A 15,402-nucleotide genomic window follows, 5' to 3' on the forward strand; every position below is an offset into this window, starting at 1 on the left:
GATTGGCCAAGTCACCGAAGCGATTGCTTGTGGTGGAAGACAACGTGCACGACGCACGCTTCGTTACCCGTGCGCTCTCGCAGACCGACGGTACGCTCGACATCGTCCATGTCACCCACGCCGACGAGGCCGTGATACTCCTGGAGCGTGAGCACTTCGACTATGTGCTTCTGGATATCAAGATGCCCGGCGTCGACGGGATGGAATTGCTGAAGCGCATTCGCAGTAATGAGGGAACGTCGGTGGTGCCGGTCATCGTGCTGACGTCATCCACCAATCCGAGCGACGTCGCCAGGTCTTACAAGGCCGGCGCAAACGCCTATACGGCCAAGCCGTCATCGCTCTCAGGCTATCGGCAATTTGCCGAGGCGTTCGTCCGCTTCTGGGTTGAGAACACCTTGCCACCAAGCGGTGCCGCACATCATCAGTAGGACTGAAAACGGGGCGCGCCATTGGAGCGCACCCCGCTATTCATGCGTTTACTCAGCTGCTTCCGCGTAGCTTTCCAGCGGCGGGCAGGTGCAGACGAGGTTGCGGTCACCGAACACGTTGTCGACGCGGTTGACCGGCGACCAGTACTTGTCGACCCGGAAGGCGCCCGGCGGGTAGCAGGCCTGTTCGCGCGAATACGGGCGATCCCAATCGCCGACCAGGTCTTCGACCGTGTGCGGAGCGTTCTTCAGCGGATTGTTGACCTTGTCCATCCGGCCTTCCTCGATGGCGCGGGCTTCCTCGCGGATTGCCAGCATTGCCTCGCAGAAGCGGTCGATTTCAGCCTTGGTTTCCGATTCGGTCGGCTCGATCATCAGCGTGCCGGCAACCGGCCAGCTCATGGTCGGAGCATGGAAGCCACAGTCGATCAGGCGCTTGGCAACGTCGTCGACGGTAACACCGGCGCTTTCGACCAGCGGACGGGTGTCGATGATGCACTCATGCGCGACACGGCCCTTGGACGACTTGTAGAGCACTTCGTAGGCGCCCTTCAGCCGGGCTGCGATGTAGTTGGCGTTGAGGATCGCCACCTTCGTCGCCTGGGTCAGGCCTTCGCCGCCCATCATCAGGCAGTAGCTCCAGGAGATCGGCAGGATCGAAGCCGAGCCGAAGGGAGCTGCCGAAACCGCACCGTCATTGCCGTCCGTTTCCGGGTGACCCGGCAGGTAGGGCGCCAGATGCGCCTTGACGCCGATCGGGCCCATGCCGGGACCGCCGCCGCCATGCGGAATGCAGAAGGTCTTGTGCAAGTTCAGGTGGCTGACGTCGGAGCCGATGTCGCCGGGGCGGGCAAGGCCGACCATGGCGTTCATGTTGGCACCGTCCATGTAGACCTGGCCGCCGTGCTTGTGCACGATCTCGCAGACCTCACGCACGTTCTCTTCGAACACACCGTGCGTCGAGGGATAGGTGATCATGCAGCACGAGAGGTTTTCGGCGTAATGCTCGGCTTTCGCACGGAAATCATCCATATCGATGTCGCCGTTGTCGCTCACCTTGATGACGACGACTTTCATGCCGGCCATCTGGGCAGACGCCGGGTTGGTGCCGTGCGCCGAGGTCGGGATCAGGCAGACGTCGCGATGGTCGTTGCCCTGTGCCAGGTGGTAGGCGCGGATCGTCAGGAGACCGGCATATTCCCCTTGCGCACCGGAGTTCGGCTGCATGGAGATAGCATCATAGCCGGTAACGGCGCAGAGCTTCTCCGACAGGTCCTCGATCATGTGCTGGTAACCGGCCGCCTGATCCTTCGGAACGAAAGGATGGATTTCGGCGAATTCCGGCCAGGTGATCGGAAGCATCTCCGCCGTAGCGTTGAGCTTCATCGTGCAGGAACCGAGCGGGATCATCGCCCGGTCGAGCGCAAGGTCGCGGTCCGAAAGACGGCGGATATAGCGCGTCATTTCGCTTTCAGCGCGGTTCATGTGGAAGATCGGGTGCGTCAGGTATTCGCTGGTGCGCAGCAGCGGCTGCGGCAGGCGGTAGCCCGGTTCGAATTCTTCTACCTTGAAGTCGCCACCAAAGGCGCGCCAGACGGCTTCGAGCGTGACGGGGCGCGAGCGCTCGTCGAGGCTGATGCCAATCTTGGTTTCGCCGATCTTGCGCAGGTTCACTTCCTCGGCGACCGCAGTCTTGAGGATGATGCCCTGCAGCTTGCCGACATCGACGGTGATCGTGTCGAAGAACACGTCGGGCTCGACGGTGTAACCGAGCTTTTCGAGGCCCATGGCGAGGCGAACGGTCTTCTGGTGAACGCTCTGGGCTATCGCCTTGATGCCCTTCGGTCCATGGAAGACCGCATACATCGAGGCCATGACGGCCAGCAGCACCTGCGCAGTGCAGATGTTCGACGTCGCCTTTTCGCGGCGGATATGCTGTTCGCGGGTCTGCAGCGACAGGCGGTAGGCGCGGTTGCCGCGCGCATCGACCGAGACCCCGACGAGGCGGCCCGGCATCGAGCGCTTGTGCGCGTCCTTGACGGCCATGTAGGCAGCGTGCGGACCACCATAGCCGACCGGAACGCCAAAGCGCTGGGTGCAGCCGATGGCGATATCGGCGCCCATTTCGCCGGGCGACTTTAGGAGTGCCAGCGCCAGCGGGTCGGCAGCGACCGTCGCGATCGCGCCGGTCTGGTGCAGACGGGCGATCAGACCGGTGAAATCATGCACGTGGCCATACGTGCCCGGATACTGGAAAATGGCGCCGAAGACGTCGACCGGATCGAGATCGGTAAACGGATTGCCGATGACGATCTGCCAGCCGAGCGGCTCGGCACGGGTCTTCAACAGAGCAATCGTCTGCGGGTGGCAGCTCTCGTCGACGAAGAAGGCCTTCGCCTTGGACTTCGAGACACGTTCGGCCATCGCCATGGCTTCGGCGGCAGCGGTCGCCTCGTCGAGCAGCGAGGCGTTGGCGACGTCGAGGCCGGTCAGGTCGCAGACCATGGTCTGGTAGTTGAGCAGCGCCTCGAGGCGACCCTGGCTGATTTCCGGCTGGTAGGGCGTATAGGCCGTGTACCAGGCCGGATTTTCCAGGATGTTGCGCTGGATGACCGGCGGCGTGATCGTGCCGTAATAGCCCTGGCCAATCAGCGATACGAGCTTCTGGTTGCGGTTGGCCGTTTCGCGCATCTTGTCGAGCGCTTCGCGCTCGGTCATCGGCGCGCCCCAGGCGAGCGGCGTCTTCTGACGGATCGACGGCGGCACGGTGTCATCGATGAGTGCGTCGAGCGACGGATAACCGACGACCTTCAGCATCTCATCCATTTCCGCCGGCGACGGGCCGATATGACGCCGGTTGGCGAAGTCATACGGCTTGTAGTCGGTAAAGGTGAAGTCCTTGGGCATGCTCATCAGGCGACGAGCTCCTTGTAGGCCGCTTCATCGAGAAGGGCGTCGGCTGCGTTCGGATCGGCGAGTTTCAGCTTGAAGAACCAGGCAGCGCCCTGCGGGTCGCTGTTGACCAGCGACGGGTCGTCGACGATCGACTGGTTGACTTCGACGATTTCGCCATCAAGTGGACAATAGACGTCGGATGCCGCCTTGACGGATTCAACCGTTGCCGCCGTTTCGCCCTTGGCAAAGGTGGAGCCGGTTTCCGGCAGTTCCACAAAGACGAGGTCGCCGAGCTGGCCGGCCGCGTGTTCGGTGATCCCGACCGTTGCTACGCCAGCTTCGACCTTCAGCCACTCGTGTTCGTCGGTGAACTTCAACATTTGCGCTCTCTCCTGATCAGCGTTTGTAGGTTTGTTTGACAAAGGGCAGGGCGGCGACGACGACCGGCAGATATTTGCCGCGCACCTCCGCGTAAACCGTCGTGCCGTTGTCGGTATGGGTGGCGTCGACATAGCCCATGGCAATCGGGCCATCGACGGTGGGTCCGAAGCCGCCTGACGTCACCTTGCCGACAAGCGTCTTGCCCTCGGTGTCGGCAAAAAGATTGGCACCACCGCGCACGGGCGCACGGCCCTCGGGCTTCAGGCCGACGCGACGGCGCTTGGCGCCCTCTGCGAACTGGTCAAGAATGCGGTCCGCACCCGGAAAGCCGCCCTCACGAGCACCGCCTGCACGCCGGCTCTTCTGCATCGCCCATTCGATCGCGCCCTCGACCGGCGTGGTCGTGGTGTCGATGTCGTTGCCGTAGAGACAAAGGCCCGCTTCGAGGCGCAGCGAATCGCGCGCACCAAGGCCGATCGGCTTGACATCGGGGTGTTCAAGCAGCCGCTGCGTGACATCGGCGGCCGATACCGAGGGAATGGAAATCTCAAAACCGTCTTCGCCGGTGTAGCCGGAGCGAGAGATGATGCAGGCAACATCGTGCAGGTCGGCTTCGGCAACATCCATGAACCGCATGGCCGAGACATCGGCCCACAATTCGCCAAGCACGGCTTCTGCGTGGGGACCCTGCAGTGCGATCAACGCGCGATCGTCCAGCATCGTGACTTCGCAGGTGTCGGCGAGGCCCTTCTTCAGGTGCTCGAAATCGGCATCCTTGCAAGCAGCGTTGACGACCAGGAAGAGGTGGTCGCCGCGGTTGGCGATCATCAGGTCGTCGAGAATGCCGCCTTCGGCATTGGTGAAGATCGCATAGCGCTGCCGGCCTTCACCAAGGCCGAGCACGTCGACGGGCACCAGCTTTTCCAGCGCCAGCGCTGCGTCCTCGATCTTGCCGGACTTCGGCCGAACGATGACCTGGCCCATGTGCGAGACGTCGAAGAGGCCTGCCGCGGTGCGCGTGTGCAGGTGCTCCTTCATCACGCCGTCGGGGTACTGGACCGGCATCTCGTAGCCAGCAAAGGGCACCATGCGGGCACCCAGCGACAGGTGCAGCGCACGCAGCGGCGTATGTTTCAAATGGGAAATCTCTTCCAACTCCGGCCTCCAGGTCTGGCGCGCACGCGCGCCGGCTCACACTTCCGGCGTCAGACGCCGTCAAATTCGAGCCCCCTCTGTCCCTTTGCCTGAGATTGTTATCCCTTCGGCGAGCGCAAAAACGCTTCTCTCCAGAGTCCTACCGGCACCTTGCTGGTCCTTTGGCCTGAGAGTTTCCGGGGCGGTTGCTCCTTCGGCACCGGAGTGAACCGGTTTCTCCCAACAAGATCGCCTCCAAATAACGGCGAACCCGTGAACTTGGCAAGGGGGAGGTGTCGCGGTCAAACACATTTTTGTCGCAGCGATTTTCCGTCGCGGGAAACGGGTGCGTCAATTCTGCCTTTGCATTCTCCTCCGCTTGAGGATAACTCAGGATCGATACCGGGGACGACAATGACTAAGTGCGAAGGACATTTGCGGATCGCTGTGCGGATCGTCGCCGCCTTCGCGCTTGTTTTCCTGTCCTTCGCCCACAAGCCGGCAATGGCGAAAAGCCTGACGCCCGGAGAGATCGCAGCCTACCAGCTCCCCGACGGAACCATCGCCGATATCTGCTTCGGCATGGATGGCATCGACCACGATAGCGGCAAGTCGCAATCGATGGCGCCGGTCTGCGAAGCATGCCGGCTTGCGGGCGCTGCCCTCCTGCCGACGCCACCGCAACACAGCGAACGCGCCGAGACCGGCAACTGGCTCGCCGATCTACATCCAGTGCAAGACGAAATCATCGTCCGGCACCTGCGCCTTCTGCCGCCGCCGCGCGGACCTCCCCACCAGTCGTAACGCTTTCACACGCATTCAATTTCAATGCGCCGCGATGGCGGCATCGACCACGACAGCACCGGGCTCCCACCGGCATGTGGTCAGGAGTGTACGACATGAACAAGACCAGACAGACTGCTCTTCCGCTTAGCCTTTCCCTCGGCATTGCACTTGCAACAGCAGGCATCGCCCACGCTCATGCGACGTTCGAAAACGACAGCGCGCAATCGGAAAAGAGCTTCAAGGCGGTGCTGCAGGTTCCGCATGGCTGCGACGGCAAGGCAACGACCGAAGTGCAGATGAAGCTGCCCGAAGGCTTCGTCTTCGCCAAGCCCCAGCCAAAGCCCGGCTGGGGGGTGGAGATTATCAAGGGCGATTACCAGAAGACCTATGACAATCACGGTGACAAGGTCTCGTCCGGCCCGGTCGAAATCCGCTGGAAGGGCGGCAATCTGCCTGACGAGTTCTATGACACCTTTGTCGTCAAGGGTAAGATCTCGGGCTTCGACAAGGAAACCGTGCTTGCCTTCCCGACGGTCCAGCTGTGCGGCACGGACGGCAAGGTGGTCTGGAACGAGGTAGCCGCTGACGGGCAGAGCGCCCATGACCTTAAAAGCCCTGCACCCACGGTGACGGTGACGCTCGCTGCCGGCGGCGACGAGCATGCCGGCCATATTGCAGCACCCCAGCCGGTCAAGTTGGGCGACCTCGAAATCTCCGGCGGCGCGGCCAAGGCGATGTTGCCGGGCGCCAAGGTCGGCGGCGGATTCCTGACGATCAAGAATGGCGGCAGCGCTGATGATCGTCTCGTAGCCGTTGAGAGCCCAGCCGCCGGTCGCGTCGAAATCCACGAAATGGCGATGGAAAACGACGTGATGAAGATGCGCAAGCTCGACGACGGCGTTGCCATCCCCGCCGGAGAGACCGTGGAGCTCAAGGCCGGCGGCCTGCATCTGATGTTCATGCAGGTTTCGAAGCCGTTTGCCGAGGGTGAAACGGTGCCTGTGACGCTCGTCTTCGAGAAGGCCGGCAAGGTCGATGCCGTGCTTGCCGTGGGAACGGCGAGCGGTGGCGCCGCGGCCGGCGGTCAAAAGCATCACTGAAGAACCTGATTTGACGCACGGCTTCGCCTCAGGCGGCGGCGCCGTTCTCATCCTCCTGGCCGGCGGGATTTTCCTGCCGGCCTTCGTTTTCGCGCTCTTCCGGCATGTCCTCGTCGTCGCGCATATATTCGAGATAACGGCGCAAGGTTTCCGCCTCGCTCTGCTGGGGCAGGCGGCCGTCGGCGCTCATCAGCATCAGCGACAGGGGCAGGGTGCCCTTCATCTTAGGGATAGATGCCGGCGTTATCGCCGGCTCTCTGGTACGGCGGGCCGAAAGCAAGGTGATCGCCTCGTCGGCCGGGCCATCGCCGGACACGCGCGCCTTCGGCTTGACGGCTTCCGCCGCATAAGCCGCTGTGGTCGCGGATACCGTGACGACCTGTACCACCTTCTTCCCCCGCCTTACTTGTTATCAATCCTTTCCTTTTTGCGCCGTTTCGCTTGAAGACGGGTGAAAATTGGCAGTCGCCTTTTAGTCGAATGCTAACAATTGCGTCCATGGGGCGGCGCCGCTCATGCGATCCATCCCTTGGGCATGAAGCCCGGACATTTCCGGCGTCACCCCGCGACGGAGGAACGCACATGTTGAAAACCACCCTGATTGCCCTCTCGCCTCGACGCTTGGGTCACTCGTCCTCCCGACGGCAGGCGCGGCCGCCGCATGTCAGCAAAGGCCAACGCCAGGCCGAGGTTGTGCTGCAGCCCTCGCATATACTTGCAGCATCCCTTAAATACGGGCACACTCGCCCCAGATACCAAAGGCGTGCCCAGATATCACAAAGGAGCAATGTGATGGCCGATCGCACCGCGCTCGAGCAAACCGTGCGCTCGCTCTATGCAGCGCGCGATGCCAACGACCTTGAGGGCATGCTGGCCTGCTTGCACCCGGCCTTCAGTTTCCGGATTGTCGGCAGTGGCCGTCTTGGGGCCATGACCCAGAGGGTCAGTGATCCGGAATCAGTGCGCTCCGCTTTTCGCGGCCTGGTCGACGCCTGGGACTTGAGCCGAATGAAAACGGTTCAGCTCGACGTTGACGGCAGCACGGTCTACGCCCATCGGGTTGGCCCCATCCGCTTCGTTCCTTCCGACACATGGTTCGATACGGAAATCCTGGACAGGTTCAGTTTCAGCGACGGCCGGATGGCGGACCTGACGGAATTCGTCGACACCTTGCTCGTTGCCGAAACCGTCGGTCTAGTCGCGATGCCAGTGATCGCGGTCGATTATTCGTCGTCCACCCGAGACATTATCAGCCTTTGAACATCTGGATCCTGGCTGCGAATTGCCGTCATCAACGCACCCAACCGTGCGCGAAGGCCATGAATCTGATCGAGCAACTGCATGGCGACGTCGACGCCATCGTCGTTGACGCCCATGGGGCCGGTCAGGTCCTGTATCAGGCGAGCGCGGGCAAGATCATCGTCCTCGAATATCCAACCGCTGTCGGCCTGGCGTGGCACAAGCCAGCGCTGCTCGACCCAGACCCGCAGCACGGTGACCTCGATTTCGAGGTGTTCGCAAAACTCGCTGTCGTTCATGCGTTGCCTCCCAGGTTCTTGCGTGGATCCTCCGCTTTGCCGGCTGCCCAACCCTCGACGAATGCGGCGAGCGCTGGATCGGCTTGCGCGGCAAGCGTGATCTTTAGCGTCACATAGGCATCGCCGTGGCCACCGCCCGGCTTGCGCATACCCTTGCCCTTCAACCGCAAGACCTTGCCGGTGTTGGAGTTCGGCGGGATCGTGACGTTGACGGCACCATCCAGGGTCGGAATGCGGATCTTGCCGCCAAGCACGGCTTCGCTCAGCGAAATTGGGATCTCGTAGCGCACATCCTCGCCATCCACCTGGAACAGCGGATGCGGCCGCACACGGATGTCGATCAGGGCATCACCGGCAGCCGCGCCGTTGGAGCCGGGCTCTCCCTTGCCGCGTAGGCGCAACGTCTGGCCGTCGCGCGTGCCCGGTGGGATCGTCAGATCAAGGGCCGGCCCGCCACCCGGCAGGCTGATCTGCTTCTTGGCGCCATTGACCGCCTCAAGCAGACTGATATCCATCGAGAAATGTGCATCGCGCCCGCGCATGGATTGTTGGCCCCGACCACGACGAGAAAAGAAGCTGGAGAAAATATCGTCCGCATCGCCGAAATCCGAAAAGCCGTGAGCGCTTTCGTAGCGACCGGCGGTGTCGTTGGCGCCGGCGTAATCGCGGTAGAAGTTCCGAGGCGCCGTCTCCGCGCCGGTTTCGTCGATCTCGCCGCGATCGTATTTGCCGCGCTTCTCCTCATCGCTCAAGAGCGCATAGGCGGCCGATACCGCCTTGAAGCGATCCTCGGCTCCCTTGTCTCCGGGATTGAGATCGGGGTGAAGTTTCTTGGCGAGCTTGCGGTAGGCGCTCTGAATATCTTTCTGCGTGGCGTCCCGGCTGACGCCGAGGGTTTCGTATGGACTGCTCGGCATGGGTCTCCCTCAGACTGAAGCGATCGGCAGTGAGGACATTCGTGCGGTAGAGCTCATATGTCCCAATCCAGTTGGGTGATCGGTCGCTTGACTACAAGCATAGGGCACCCGTGCGGAAACGACAGCGAGAAAACGAACAGCGGCCGGTTTGTGCTCTCATTTCGCGAGTATGCCGTTTCTGCTACAATCGGGACTTCGGAACCATTCGAAAAAGGCAGCGTTCCCATTGGGTGGTTTTTCAACGGAGGCCGACATGTCCGTACACCTGCAGCTTGCCATCATGGTTGGACTGATGATCAACGCCGTGCTCTTCGGCATCGGGGCGGTGATCGTGCTTTCCATCCCGGTGCTGGCCGACAACGCCAAATACTTTCTGCCTGTTGTGGTGGTCACATGTTTCATCCTAACGCCCTTCATCGCCTGGCTGATGGCGCCACGCCTCAGGCTGCGTTACTGGCGGGAGCGCGAACAGTCCGCAAAACATCTTTCGACGTGAGATTTCGTTTCGGCTTTCCCTCGGGGGCGACTGAGTTCAGAAGCTGAAAGGCTGGCTTGTGAGCCGAAAAACGCCGGCGCTTGACACACCTAAGACGCGCAAGCAGCACGCGCAGGCGTTGAACACATCACAGGCAAGCACAAATTAGCCTTAAACAATCAATGCCCTTGATAGACACTCCATTGAGTATCATAGAATTGGCGGGTCAAATCGTCATGCGTCGCTTCGGCGGTAGCGCACGGCCGAAGATCAAACGACGCTGAAGGAGCAAAAGCCTATGAAAACCGCGATGTTGCTACTCGTTCTCTCCACCTTGGCAGCCTGTGCGCAAACGACGGGTGGCGCCGGTGGTGTGAATTATGTCAGCGGCGACGGCGACTATTACCAAGGTATCGTCTCACCGAAATAATCCGGTGAAGGCAGCCTGAAATCCCATGGGAATGGGCATTCCACCAAAAAGGCTTCGGTTGCACGGGTCCGATCTCCCACGGTCCGATCAACCGAAGCAATACTCGCGCCGCGACCGGCAAAGCTCTTGTCGACTCGCCATAGCTCTGCGGCCCGCTGCGTAGCTGATCCCATCCCGCCTTGATCATACGCAGCGAAGCTGCATGCCACCTGTCTTTGACAATCAGCTAGTTCTCAAACCGCTTCTTCAGAAAATAACGCGGTATCGCACCCGGCCCGCCCTCCAGCTCGCCGAAAACCACAAAACCCAGCTTCTCGTAAAAAGGCCGCGCCTGGAATTCGAACGTATCGAGCCATAGGCCGATGTAATCGCGGTCCCGTGCGATCTTCTCCGCTGCAGCGATCAGCCGCTGCCCCAGACCTTGGCCGCGCAGACTTTCCGGTATCGCGAGATAGCGGATGAAAGCCCAGCCATAACCATCCGTCGCATAAAGCCCGCCGATTGTCGCCTTCGTTTCGGGATCGCGAATGAGAATGGCGAAACCCTGCTGGTCGAGCATGCCGCTATGCGCATCGTTATAGGCATCGAGCGTCGCGACGATCGCGCGGAGATCGTCCTTGCTTGGATCTTCGAGGATGATGTCGATGATGGGAGTTGTCATTTGGGAGGGCTCTCGAGCGGCGGGTGGAACAACTTGAGGTACGGGCACCAGGCCTCGTCGGGCGGAATGGTTCAGCGTCAAGGAACTCATTGTTCCCCGTCTGTTCCGATACGCAAGCCAGCCCGAAGTTTCCTTCGGGCTGGCCTTTGTTTTTCAATGTAGGATGACACGAACTTTGCCACACATTAACCAATAAAACCCTTTGAAATCATTGGCGTAAAAGACATCAAAGTTGTCATAGTTTTGTATGCCGGTGTCACAACACGATTGATTGATTTAGCCGCTATTAGGTATGGCTAGCGCCCATCAGAGACGTTCGCATCGAGTCGATGAGTGACCGATCCGGGGCCGAGAGCAGACCGGAAGCTTCGGGCAGCGAACCTTCAAGAGCCGACATTCGGGTTGGCGTGGGCACCGTCGCAAGTTGACCCCAGCGAACCGTCTCAGACGGCCCGCTTCAGCTCAAATGCAGCCTCCGATCCACGCCGTCCCCAAGCCTGAACCTCGGCTGGGTCACGCGCGGGGATCGGTCGGTGTTCAGCAGATCGGTGAAGCTCAGTCCACCCGCTTCACCGGCGGCGGCCCCCAGGTGCCGTTCGTTGCCTCGGCCATGGGCCAGTAGAGACGCAGATTCATGGTGAAGGAGCCGCTCTTCGGAGCCGGTAGCCAATTGGTTTCCTTGTCCTTGCCTGGCGATTCTCGCTGGATGTAGAGGTCGAGCGAGCCGTCGGCATTGAAGGCCAGCGCGTCGCGGTCGCCGATCGCATAGCGGTCGATCGGATTGGCGGTGAAGAGCTGGCGCTCGTCATACATCGTCAGCGACCAGAAGCCGCGCACCGGCGGGATTTGATCTTTCTCGAAATGCATCACGTAACGCTTGTCGCTCTCGAACGGCTGGCCGTCCGCATCCTGGAAGGCCCTGGGGTAGATCGCATCGTCGGGCACATTCGCGCCGAGCCCGCCATAGGCCACGCCTGCCCGGTGCAGATAGTCCGCCCCATAGGTGCCGATGGCGGTGAGGTTGGTGCGCCAGCCATTCTGCGAGACACCTGCGTTCTGCCATGCTGCCCTGATCGACGGCTGTGCCGCCGCAGGAGCAGCATTCAGCGCATCCTGGATTTCCTTGGACTTGTCTGCGAGCGAGAAGCTTTCGCCCGGCACTATGCCAATCCGCTTCATCCGGTCGAGGATCGGATAGTCGTTGGCATGCGGCGGATTCGCCTTCATCAATTCGGCAAACAGCGTGAAGAAGGCAGCGCCGTCCATATTGTCCACCTGCTCGGGCGGCGAGCTCATATCCTGCTTTGGATCGACCTCGCTTTTCGGCGGCGTGTAGGGTTTGCCGTAGGCGCTCAACGGCACGGCCTTCATTTCGTTCTGGAATTGGTGCACGGCCTCGTAGTCGGCCTTGCCGTTGGTCTGCACGCGCCCGCCGATCCAGCCGCCCGCCGTCGGACTGTCATAGCGGGTCACGCCTGGTGGCAGCTCACCCGTCCAGCCCGGGCCTACGATGGCGAAGGTCTGCGGCCCGCTGCCCGTGGCGCGCGAGCCGGGAACGGCGAATACGTCCGACCATTTGTCGAGCATGGGCAGCAGGTAGTAGCGCTTGCCGGAATCCGGCACGGTGACGATGAGCGGTTCCTTCGACACGTCGTAGACCAGCGAGGAATAGAGAGTGTCGGCATTCGGCCGCACGACGATCATAAAGGAGGGATCGGGGAAGGCCCGCGCGTGCCCGAACTGGTTGACAGGCGCGTCGGTGTTACCGGGTGGCTCGGCGACATTCGTCGAGACGCGGCCGCTCACCTCCATGAGGACGAGCGGGTAGGCATAGATATACGCTTCTCGCGCGATCTCCCGGGCTTCGTCCGGCGAAACCGCCTGCTGCGCAAAGGCGGCCGGCGCTCCGAGCGTCATCAACGCGCATGCGGCGATAAGTGTTTTCCTCAATTGTACCTCCTGTGGGGAAACTCGACTCTTCGCTAAGAAAGTGGCGTCTCAATTCACGCGTTTGAAGGGCGGTGGGGTCCAGCTTCCGTCGAAAACCTCCTGCCGCGGAGAATAGATGCGCATCGTCGGCTGGAACTCGTCCTTCGGTGCCGGCAGCCAGTTCGCTTCCTTGTCTGCTCCGGGCGAGTCCGCCTGGAGATAGATGTCGAGCGATCCGTCGGCGTTGTAGGTGAGATTGTCGCGGTCGCCGATGGCAAAGCGGTTGATCGGGTTCGGGACCTGGAATCCTTCCTTGTCGTACATCGTGATGGACCAGAAGGCGTTGGCCGGCGGCGTCTGCCCCTTGTCGAAATGAAGCACGTATTTGTTAGCGCCGCTGAGCGGCTTGCCTTCGCCGTCGATAAATGCCGTAGGATAGACAGCGTCCTCGGCAAGGTTGGCCCCGAGACCACCCAGAGCGATCAGCGTGCGCCATTGATAGGCGGTTCCGTAAGTGCCCATATGCTCCCTGCCGATGTTCCAGCCGTTTTCGGCCGGGGTCATGGTGAGCATCCTTACCGGCAATGCGGCGAGCGTTTCCTTTGCCGCCTTATTGACGATGTCCCTGGTCTGAGGGGCGAGCTTGGCGGCGTCGAAGGGCTTGCCCGGCTCCACCCCGAGCTGGCGGAGGCGCAGCAGGATCGGATAGTCGTTCGGGTGCGGCGGGTACTTGACCATGAGATCAGCGAGTCGCGTCAGCATTGCGACGCCGTCGAGGCTGTTCACCTGGACCAGCGGCGGCGTGGTGTTGTCGACGGACGCATCGACGGGCATGTTCTTGGGCGGCGCGTAGTCTTTGCCCCACTGCGAAAGCGGCGTCAGCCTGTAGCCGTCCTGCACCTTGTGGACGGCGTCGTAGTCCGCCGGACCATTGGTCTGCGTGCGACCGATTATCCAGATCGCCGAGGTCGGCGCGGTGATCTTCACAACACCGTCTGGCAGTGTTCCCGTCCATCCCGGAGCGACAATCGCATATGTGCCGGCTTCATTGCCGGTCGTGCGGGTACCGACGACGGCAAAGACGTCGGTCCACATATCGAGCATCGGAAGCAGATAGTAGCGGCCTTCGGTATCCGGCACCGAGAGGATGACCGGTTCGCGGGAGAGGTCGAGCCAAGCGAACGAATAGAGCGTGTCGAAATTGAACCGCACCACATCCTTCTCATCAGCCTTCGGATAGGCCCGCGCATGCGCGAACTGATTGACCGGTGCCCGCATGTTGACTGTGGCGTCATCCGGCACGTTGGTCGCCTGGCGCATGGTCACGTCCATGCTGACGATCGGGTAGGCGTAGAGATAGGTTTCTCTCGCGATTGCGTAGGTTTCCTCGGGCGTCAGCGCGACCTCGGCGGTTTGCGCCCCGGCAATTCCTTGCAGGCCAACGCAGAGCCCGAAAACGAGCAGTGCCTTCTGGCAGGTTTTTGTGATGGTAGGTCGCATCATTGTCTTCCCTTTTTCACTGACCCTGAGGCCCTGAGGCAAGGTCGCGCGCACCAACTGGGTTTTTGCCCGGGGTACGCTTTCCACGGCCTGGCCGAAGTGGTGCGGCAGGGCGCAAAACGAGTGATTGCCGTTGCTGCTAGCGTAGGACAATGAAAAGTTGTATTTGTCCCGAATCGGACAAAAGATGAGCTTTTTTTGTGGCACGTATCACGAGGATGAACGCCAATCGGATCATGAGCGAGCGCGGCTGGCTGCCGCTGTTGCCGGAGGCGTTCCGGGCCGAGGTCTTGCGGCGTTCCGTACTGCAGCATTTCGCTCCCGGCCAGCCCGTATTCCATCTCGGCGATCCGCCCGGCGGCATCTACGGGCTCGTCGCAGGCACTGTCAGCGTCAGCCTTGCGCCATCAGGCGCTTCTCCTCGCCTTATCCTCCTCGGGGTTCCTGGTCATTGGACCGGTGAAGCCTGCTTCCTCACCCGAAAACCGCGGCGCGGCGAGCTTCGGGCCGTCACAGAAACGACGCTGATGCATCTTCCCCTAGATGCGATCGACCAGATGGCCGCGCGCGACCCGCAAGTGGTGCATCACGTGGCGCTCATCCTGATGATGAGCGTCGAGTTCCTGTTTCGCGTGATCCATGATCTGCAGAAGCCCGAGGCGGACCGGCGGATCGCCTCTGTGCTTCAGCGTACGACGTGGATCGGCGAAGAAACCCCGATTCCGCTGACCCAGAGCGAGTTGGGCGTTATGGCCAATGCGTCACGCAAGCAGGTGAATGCCGCCCTCAAGCGCTTCTCGAAGGCTGGATGGGTGACGAACGCCTTTCGCTCCATCATGATTGCCGACCCCGGAGCGCTACGTCGCTTCGCCGAGGGAGACGAAGCGGATTAGTGACGTGCCGGCTGAGGCCCACTGGCGATGAGATGCGTCGGGGCCGATGATGTCCCGCAGCGGATGGACTTGTTCGTGCGACGGCCTGCTCTTCTCCTACTCGTGAACAGGTATTTCCGGGTCAAAAGGTCAACGACCTGGTGCGCTGAGCTCCGCTTCTGGCGCGACCACGACCTCCAGAATGGTCCCCGCGATGTCTGCTTCCAGGCGGAGGCAAAGTGTGCCGCAACGGCCGACATGGTGAAGGGTTTCGGGTGCCGTCAGGCGTACGAAAGCCTCTCATGCAGGAACCCGCGGTCGGCATTCCGTGAGCTATGGGGTTTTGTGTATCG

The 15,402-nt window shown here is 61.4% G+C and carries 16 protein-coding genes and 1 riboswitch; of the genes, 7 read left to right on the forward strand and 9 right to left on the reverse strand.

Going from position 1 to position 15,402, the window contains the following annotated elements; genetic code table 11:
• Nucleotides 1-2: 2 nt before the first annotated feature.
• Complete coding sequence (locus ABIE33_RS19935; protein WP_429128432.1) at nucleotides 3-431, forward strand: response regulator; 429 nt, start codon at nucleotides 3-5, stop codon at nucleotides 429-431.
• Between the two features lie 48 nt (nucleotides 432-479).
• Here the strand turns inward: ABIE33_RS19935 and gcvP are convergent, their stop codons facing one another.
• Genes gcvP through gcvT form a run of 3 tightly spaced genes read right to left on the reverse strand, consistent with a single transcriptional unit; the run spans nucleotide 480 to nucleotide 4,862 of the window.
• Complete coding sequence (gene gcvP / locus ABIE33_RS19940) at nucleotides 480-3,344, reverse strand: aminomethyl-transferring glycine dehydrogenase (RefSeq protein WP_429128435.1); 2,865 nt, start codon at nucleotides 3,342-3,344, stop codon at nucleotides 480-482.
• Nucleotides 3,344-3,706, reverse strand: a complete 363-nt coding sequence (gcvH, locus tag ABIE33_RS19945; RefSeq protein ID WP_429128437.1) for a glycine cleavage system protein GcvH — start codon at nucleotides 3,704-3,706, stop codon at nucleotides 3,344-3,346. Before gcvH ends, gcvP begins: the two co-directional genes overlap by 1 nt.
• 16 nt (nucleotides 3,707-3,722) lie before the next feature.
• On the reverse strand, nucleotides 3,723-4,862 hold the full coding sequence (gene gcvT, locus ABIE33_RS19950; RefSeq protein WP_429128439.1) for a glycine cleavage system aminomethyltransferase GcvT: 1,140 nt from the start codon (nucleotides 4,860-4,862) through the stop codon (nucleotides 3,723-3,725).
• 144 nt (nucleotides 4,863-5,006) lie between these two features.
• A riboswitch (glycine riboswitch) is annotated at nucleotides 5,007-5,094 on the reverse strand.
• A 161-nt stretch (nucleotides 5,095-5,255) separates the two neighbouring features.
• Here gcvT and ABIE33_RS19955 point away from each other — a divergent pair.
• Nucleotides 5,256-5,645, forward strand: coding sequence for a hypothetical protein (locus ABIE33_RS19955; RefSeq protein WP_429128441.1), 390 nt, complete (start codon nucleotides 5,256-5,258; stop codon nucleotides 5,643-5,645).
• 95 nt (nucleotides 5,646-5,740) lie between these two features.
• On the forward strand, nucleotides 5,741-6,727 hold the full coding sequence (locus tag ABIE33_RS19960) for a copper chaperone PCu(A)C (RefSeq protein WP_429128443.1): 987 nt from the start codon (nucleotides 5,741-5,743) through the stop codon (nucleotides 6,725-6,727).
• A gap of 28 nt (nucleotides 6,728-6,755) precedes the next feature.
• Here ABIE33_RS19960 and ABIE33_RS19965 read toward each other — a convergent pair whose 3' ends face one another.
• The gene (locus ABIE33_RS19965) at nucleotides 6,756-7,115 is read right to left on the reverse strand and encodes a hypothetical protein (RefSeq protein ID WP_429128445.1); all 360 of its coding nucleotides are present in this window, start codon (nucleotides 7,113-7,115) and stop codon (nucleotides 6,756-6,758) included.
• A gap of 404 nt (nucleotides 7,116-7,519) precedes the next feature.
• Here ABIE33_RS19965 and ABIE33_RS19970 point away from each other — a divergent pair, with 404 nt between their 5' ends.
• Nucleotides 7,520-7,987, forward strand: a complete 468-nt coding sequence (locus ABIE33_RS19970) for a nuclear transport factor 2 family protein (protein WP_429128447.1) — start codon at nucleotides 7,520-7,522, stop codon at nucleotides 7,985-7,987.
• On the opposite strand, the gene ABIE33_RS19975 is transcribed toward ABIE33_RS19970, so the two are convergent.
• The gene (locus tag ABIE33_RS19975; protein WP_429128450.1) at nucleotides 7,951-8,265 is read right to left on the reverse strand and encodes a chaperone modulator CbpM; all 315 of its coding nucleotides are present in this window, start codon (nucleotides 8,263-8,265) and stop codon (nucleotides 7,951-7,953) included. The genes ABIE33_RS19970 and ABIE33_RS19975 overlap by 37 nt on opposite strands.
• A complete protein-coding gene (locus ABIE33_RS19980) occupies nucleotides 8,262-9,182 on the reverse strand; it encodes a DnaJ C-terminal domain-containing protein (RefSeq protein ID WP_429128452.1) in 921 nt (306 codons plus the stop codon). Before ABIE33_RS19980 ends, ABIE33_RS19975 begins: the two co-directional genes overlap by 4 nt.
• Before the next feature lie 253 nt (nucleotides 9,183-9,435).
• Between ABIE33_RS19980 and ABIE33_RS19985 the strand changes: the two genes are divergently transcribed.
• Both ABIE33_RS19985 and ABIE33_RS19990 read left to right on the forward strand, forming a co-directional pair.
• A complete protein-coding gene (locus tag ABIE33_RS19985) occupies nucleotides 9,436-9,678 on the forward strand; it encodes a hypothetical protein (protein ID WP_429128455.1) in 243 nt (80 codons plus the stop codon).
• A 277-nt stretch (nucleotides 9,679-9,955) separates the two neighbouring features.
• Nucleotides 9,956-10,087 carry a hypothetical protein gene (locus ABIE33_RS19990; RefSeq protein ID WP_268750759.1) on the forward strand — a complete coding sequence of 44 codons (132 nt, stop codon included), beginning with the start codon at nucleotides 9,956-9,958 and terminating at the stop codon, nucleotides 10,085-10,087.
• Nucleotides 10,088-10,313: 226 nt separating this feature from the next.
• Here the strand turns inward: ABIE33_RS19990 and ABIE33_RS19995 are convergent, their stop codons facing one another.
• The 3 genes from ABIE33_RS19995 to ABIE33_RS20005 form a co-directional block, all read right to left on the reverse strand.
• Nucleotides 10,314-10,748, reverse strand: coding sequence for a GNAT family N-acetyltransferase (locus tag ABIE33_RS19995; RefSeq protein WP_429128458.1), 435 nt, complete (start codon nucleotides 10,746-10,748; stop codon nucleotides 10,314-10,316).
• A gap of 555 nt (nucleotides 10,749-11,303) precedes the next feature.
• A complete protein-coding gene (locus ABIE33_RS20000; RefSeq protein ID WP_429128461.1) occupies nucleotides 11,304-12,698 on the reverse strand; it encodes a DUF1254 domain-containing protein in 1,395 nt (464 codons plus the stop codon).
• Nucleotides 12,699-12,746: 48 nt separating this feature from the next.
• Entirely contained in the window at nucleotides 12,747-14,177 is a 1,431-nt protein-coding gene (locus tag ABIE33_RS20005; RefSeq protein WP_429128464.1) for a DUF1254 domain-containing protein, read from the reverse strand.
• A 200-nt stretch (nucleotides 14,178-14,377) separates the two neighbouring features.
• Between ABIE33_RS20005 and ABIE33_RS20010 the strand changes: the two genes are divergently transcribed.
• The gene (locus tag ABIE33_RS20010; RefSeq protein ID WP_429128467.1) at nucleotides 14,378-15,070 is read left to right on the forward strand and encodes a Crp/Fnr family transcriptional regulator; all 693 of its coding nucleotides are present in this window, start codon (nucleotides 14,378-14,380) and stop codon (nucleotides 15,068-15,070) included.
• Nucleotides 15,071-15,402 lie beyond the last annotated feature (332 nt).

It is taken from the genome of Ensifer sp. 4252, from assembly GCF_050434565.1.
Lineage (GTDB): Bacteria > Pseudomonadota > Alphaproteobacteria > Rhizobiales > Rhizobiaceae > Ensifer.

What these genes read in the sequence shown, in the direction of transcription:
- ABIE33_RS19985 (WP_429128455.1), top strand. Translation starts at nt 9,436, where the DNA reads ATGTCCGTACACCTGCAGCTTGCCATCATGGTTGGACTGATGATCAAC.
- ABIE33_RS19995 (WP_429128458.1), bottom strand. Translation starts at nt 10,748, where the DNA reads ATGACAACTCCCATCATCGACATCATCCTCGAAGATCCAAGCAAGGAC.
- ABIE33_RS19960 (WP_429128443.1), top strand. Translation starts at nt 5,741, where the DNA reads ATGAACAAGACCAGACAGACTGCTCTTCCGCTTAGCCTTTCCCTCGGC.
- gcvP (WP_429128435.1), bottom strand. Translation starts at nt 3,344, where the DNA reads ATGAGCATGCCCAAGGACTTCACCTTTACCGACTACAAGCCGTATGAC.
- ABIE33_RS19980 (WP_429128452.1), bottom strand. Translation starts at nt 9,182, where the DNA reads ATGCCGAGCAGTCCATACGAAACCCTCGGCGTCAGCCGGGACGCCACG.
- ABIE33_RS20005 (WP_429128464.1), bottom strand. Translation starts at nt 14,177, where the DNA reads ATGCGACCTACCATCACAAAAACCTGCCAGAAGGCACTGCTCGTTTTC.
- ABIE33_RS19970 (WP_429128447.1), top strand. Translation starts at nt 7,520, where the DNA reads ATGGCCGATCGCACCGCGCTCGAGCAAACCGTGCGCTCGCTCTATGCA.
- gcvH (WP_429128437.1), bottom strand. Translation starts at nt 3,706, where the DNA reads ATGTTGAAGTTCACCGACGAACACGAGTGGCTGAAGGTCGAAGCTGGC.
- ABIE33_RS19975 (WP_429128450.1), bottom strand. Translation starts at nt 8,265, where the DNA reads ATGAACGACAGCGAGTTTTGCGAACACCTCGAAATCGAGGTCACCGTG.
- ABIE33_RS19990 (WP_268750759.1), top strand. Translation starts at nt 9,956, where the DNA reads ATGAAAACCGCGATGTTGCTACTCGTTCTCTCCACCTTGGCAGCCTGT.
- ABIE33_RS19955 (WP_429128441.1), top strand. Translation starts at nt 5,256, where the DNA reads ATGACTAAGTGCGAAGGACATTTGCGGATCGCTGTGCGGATCGTCGCC.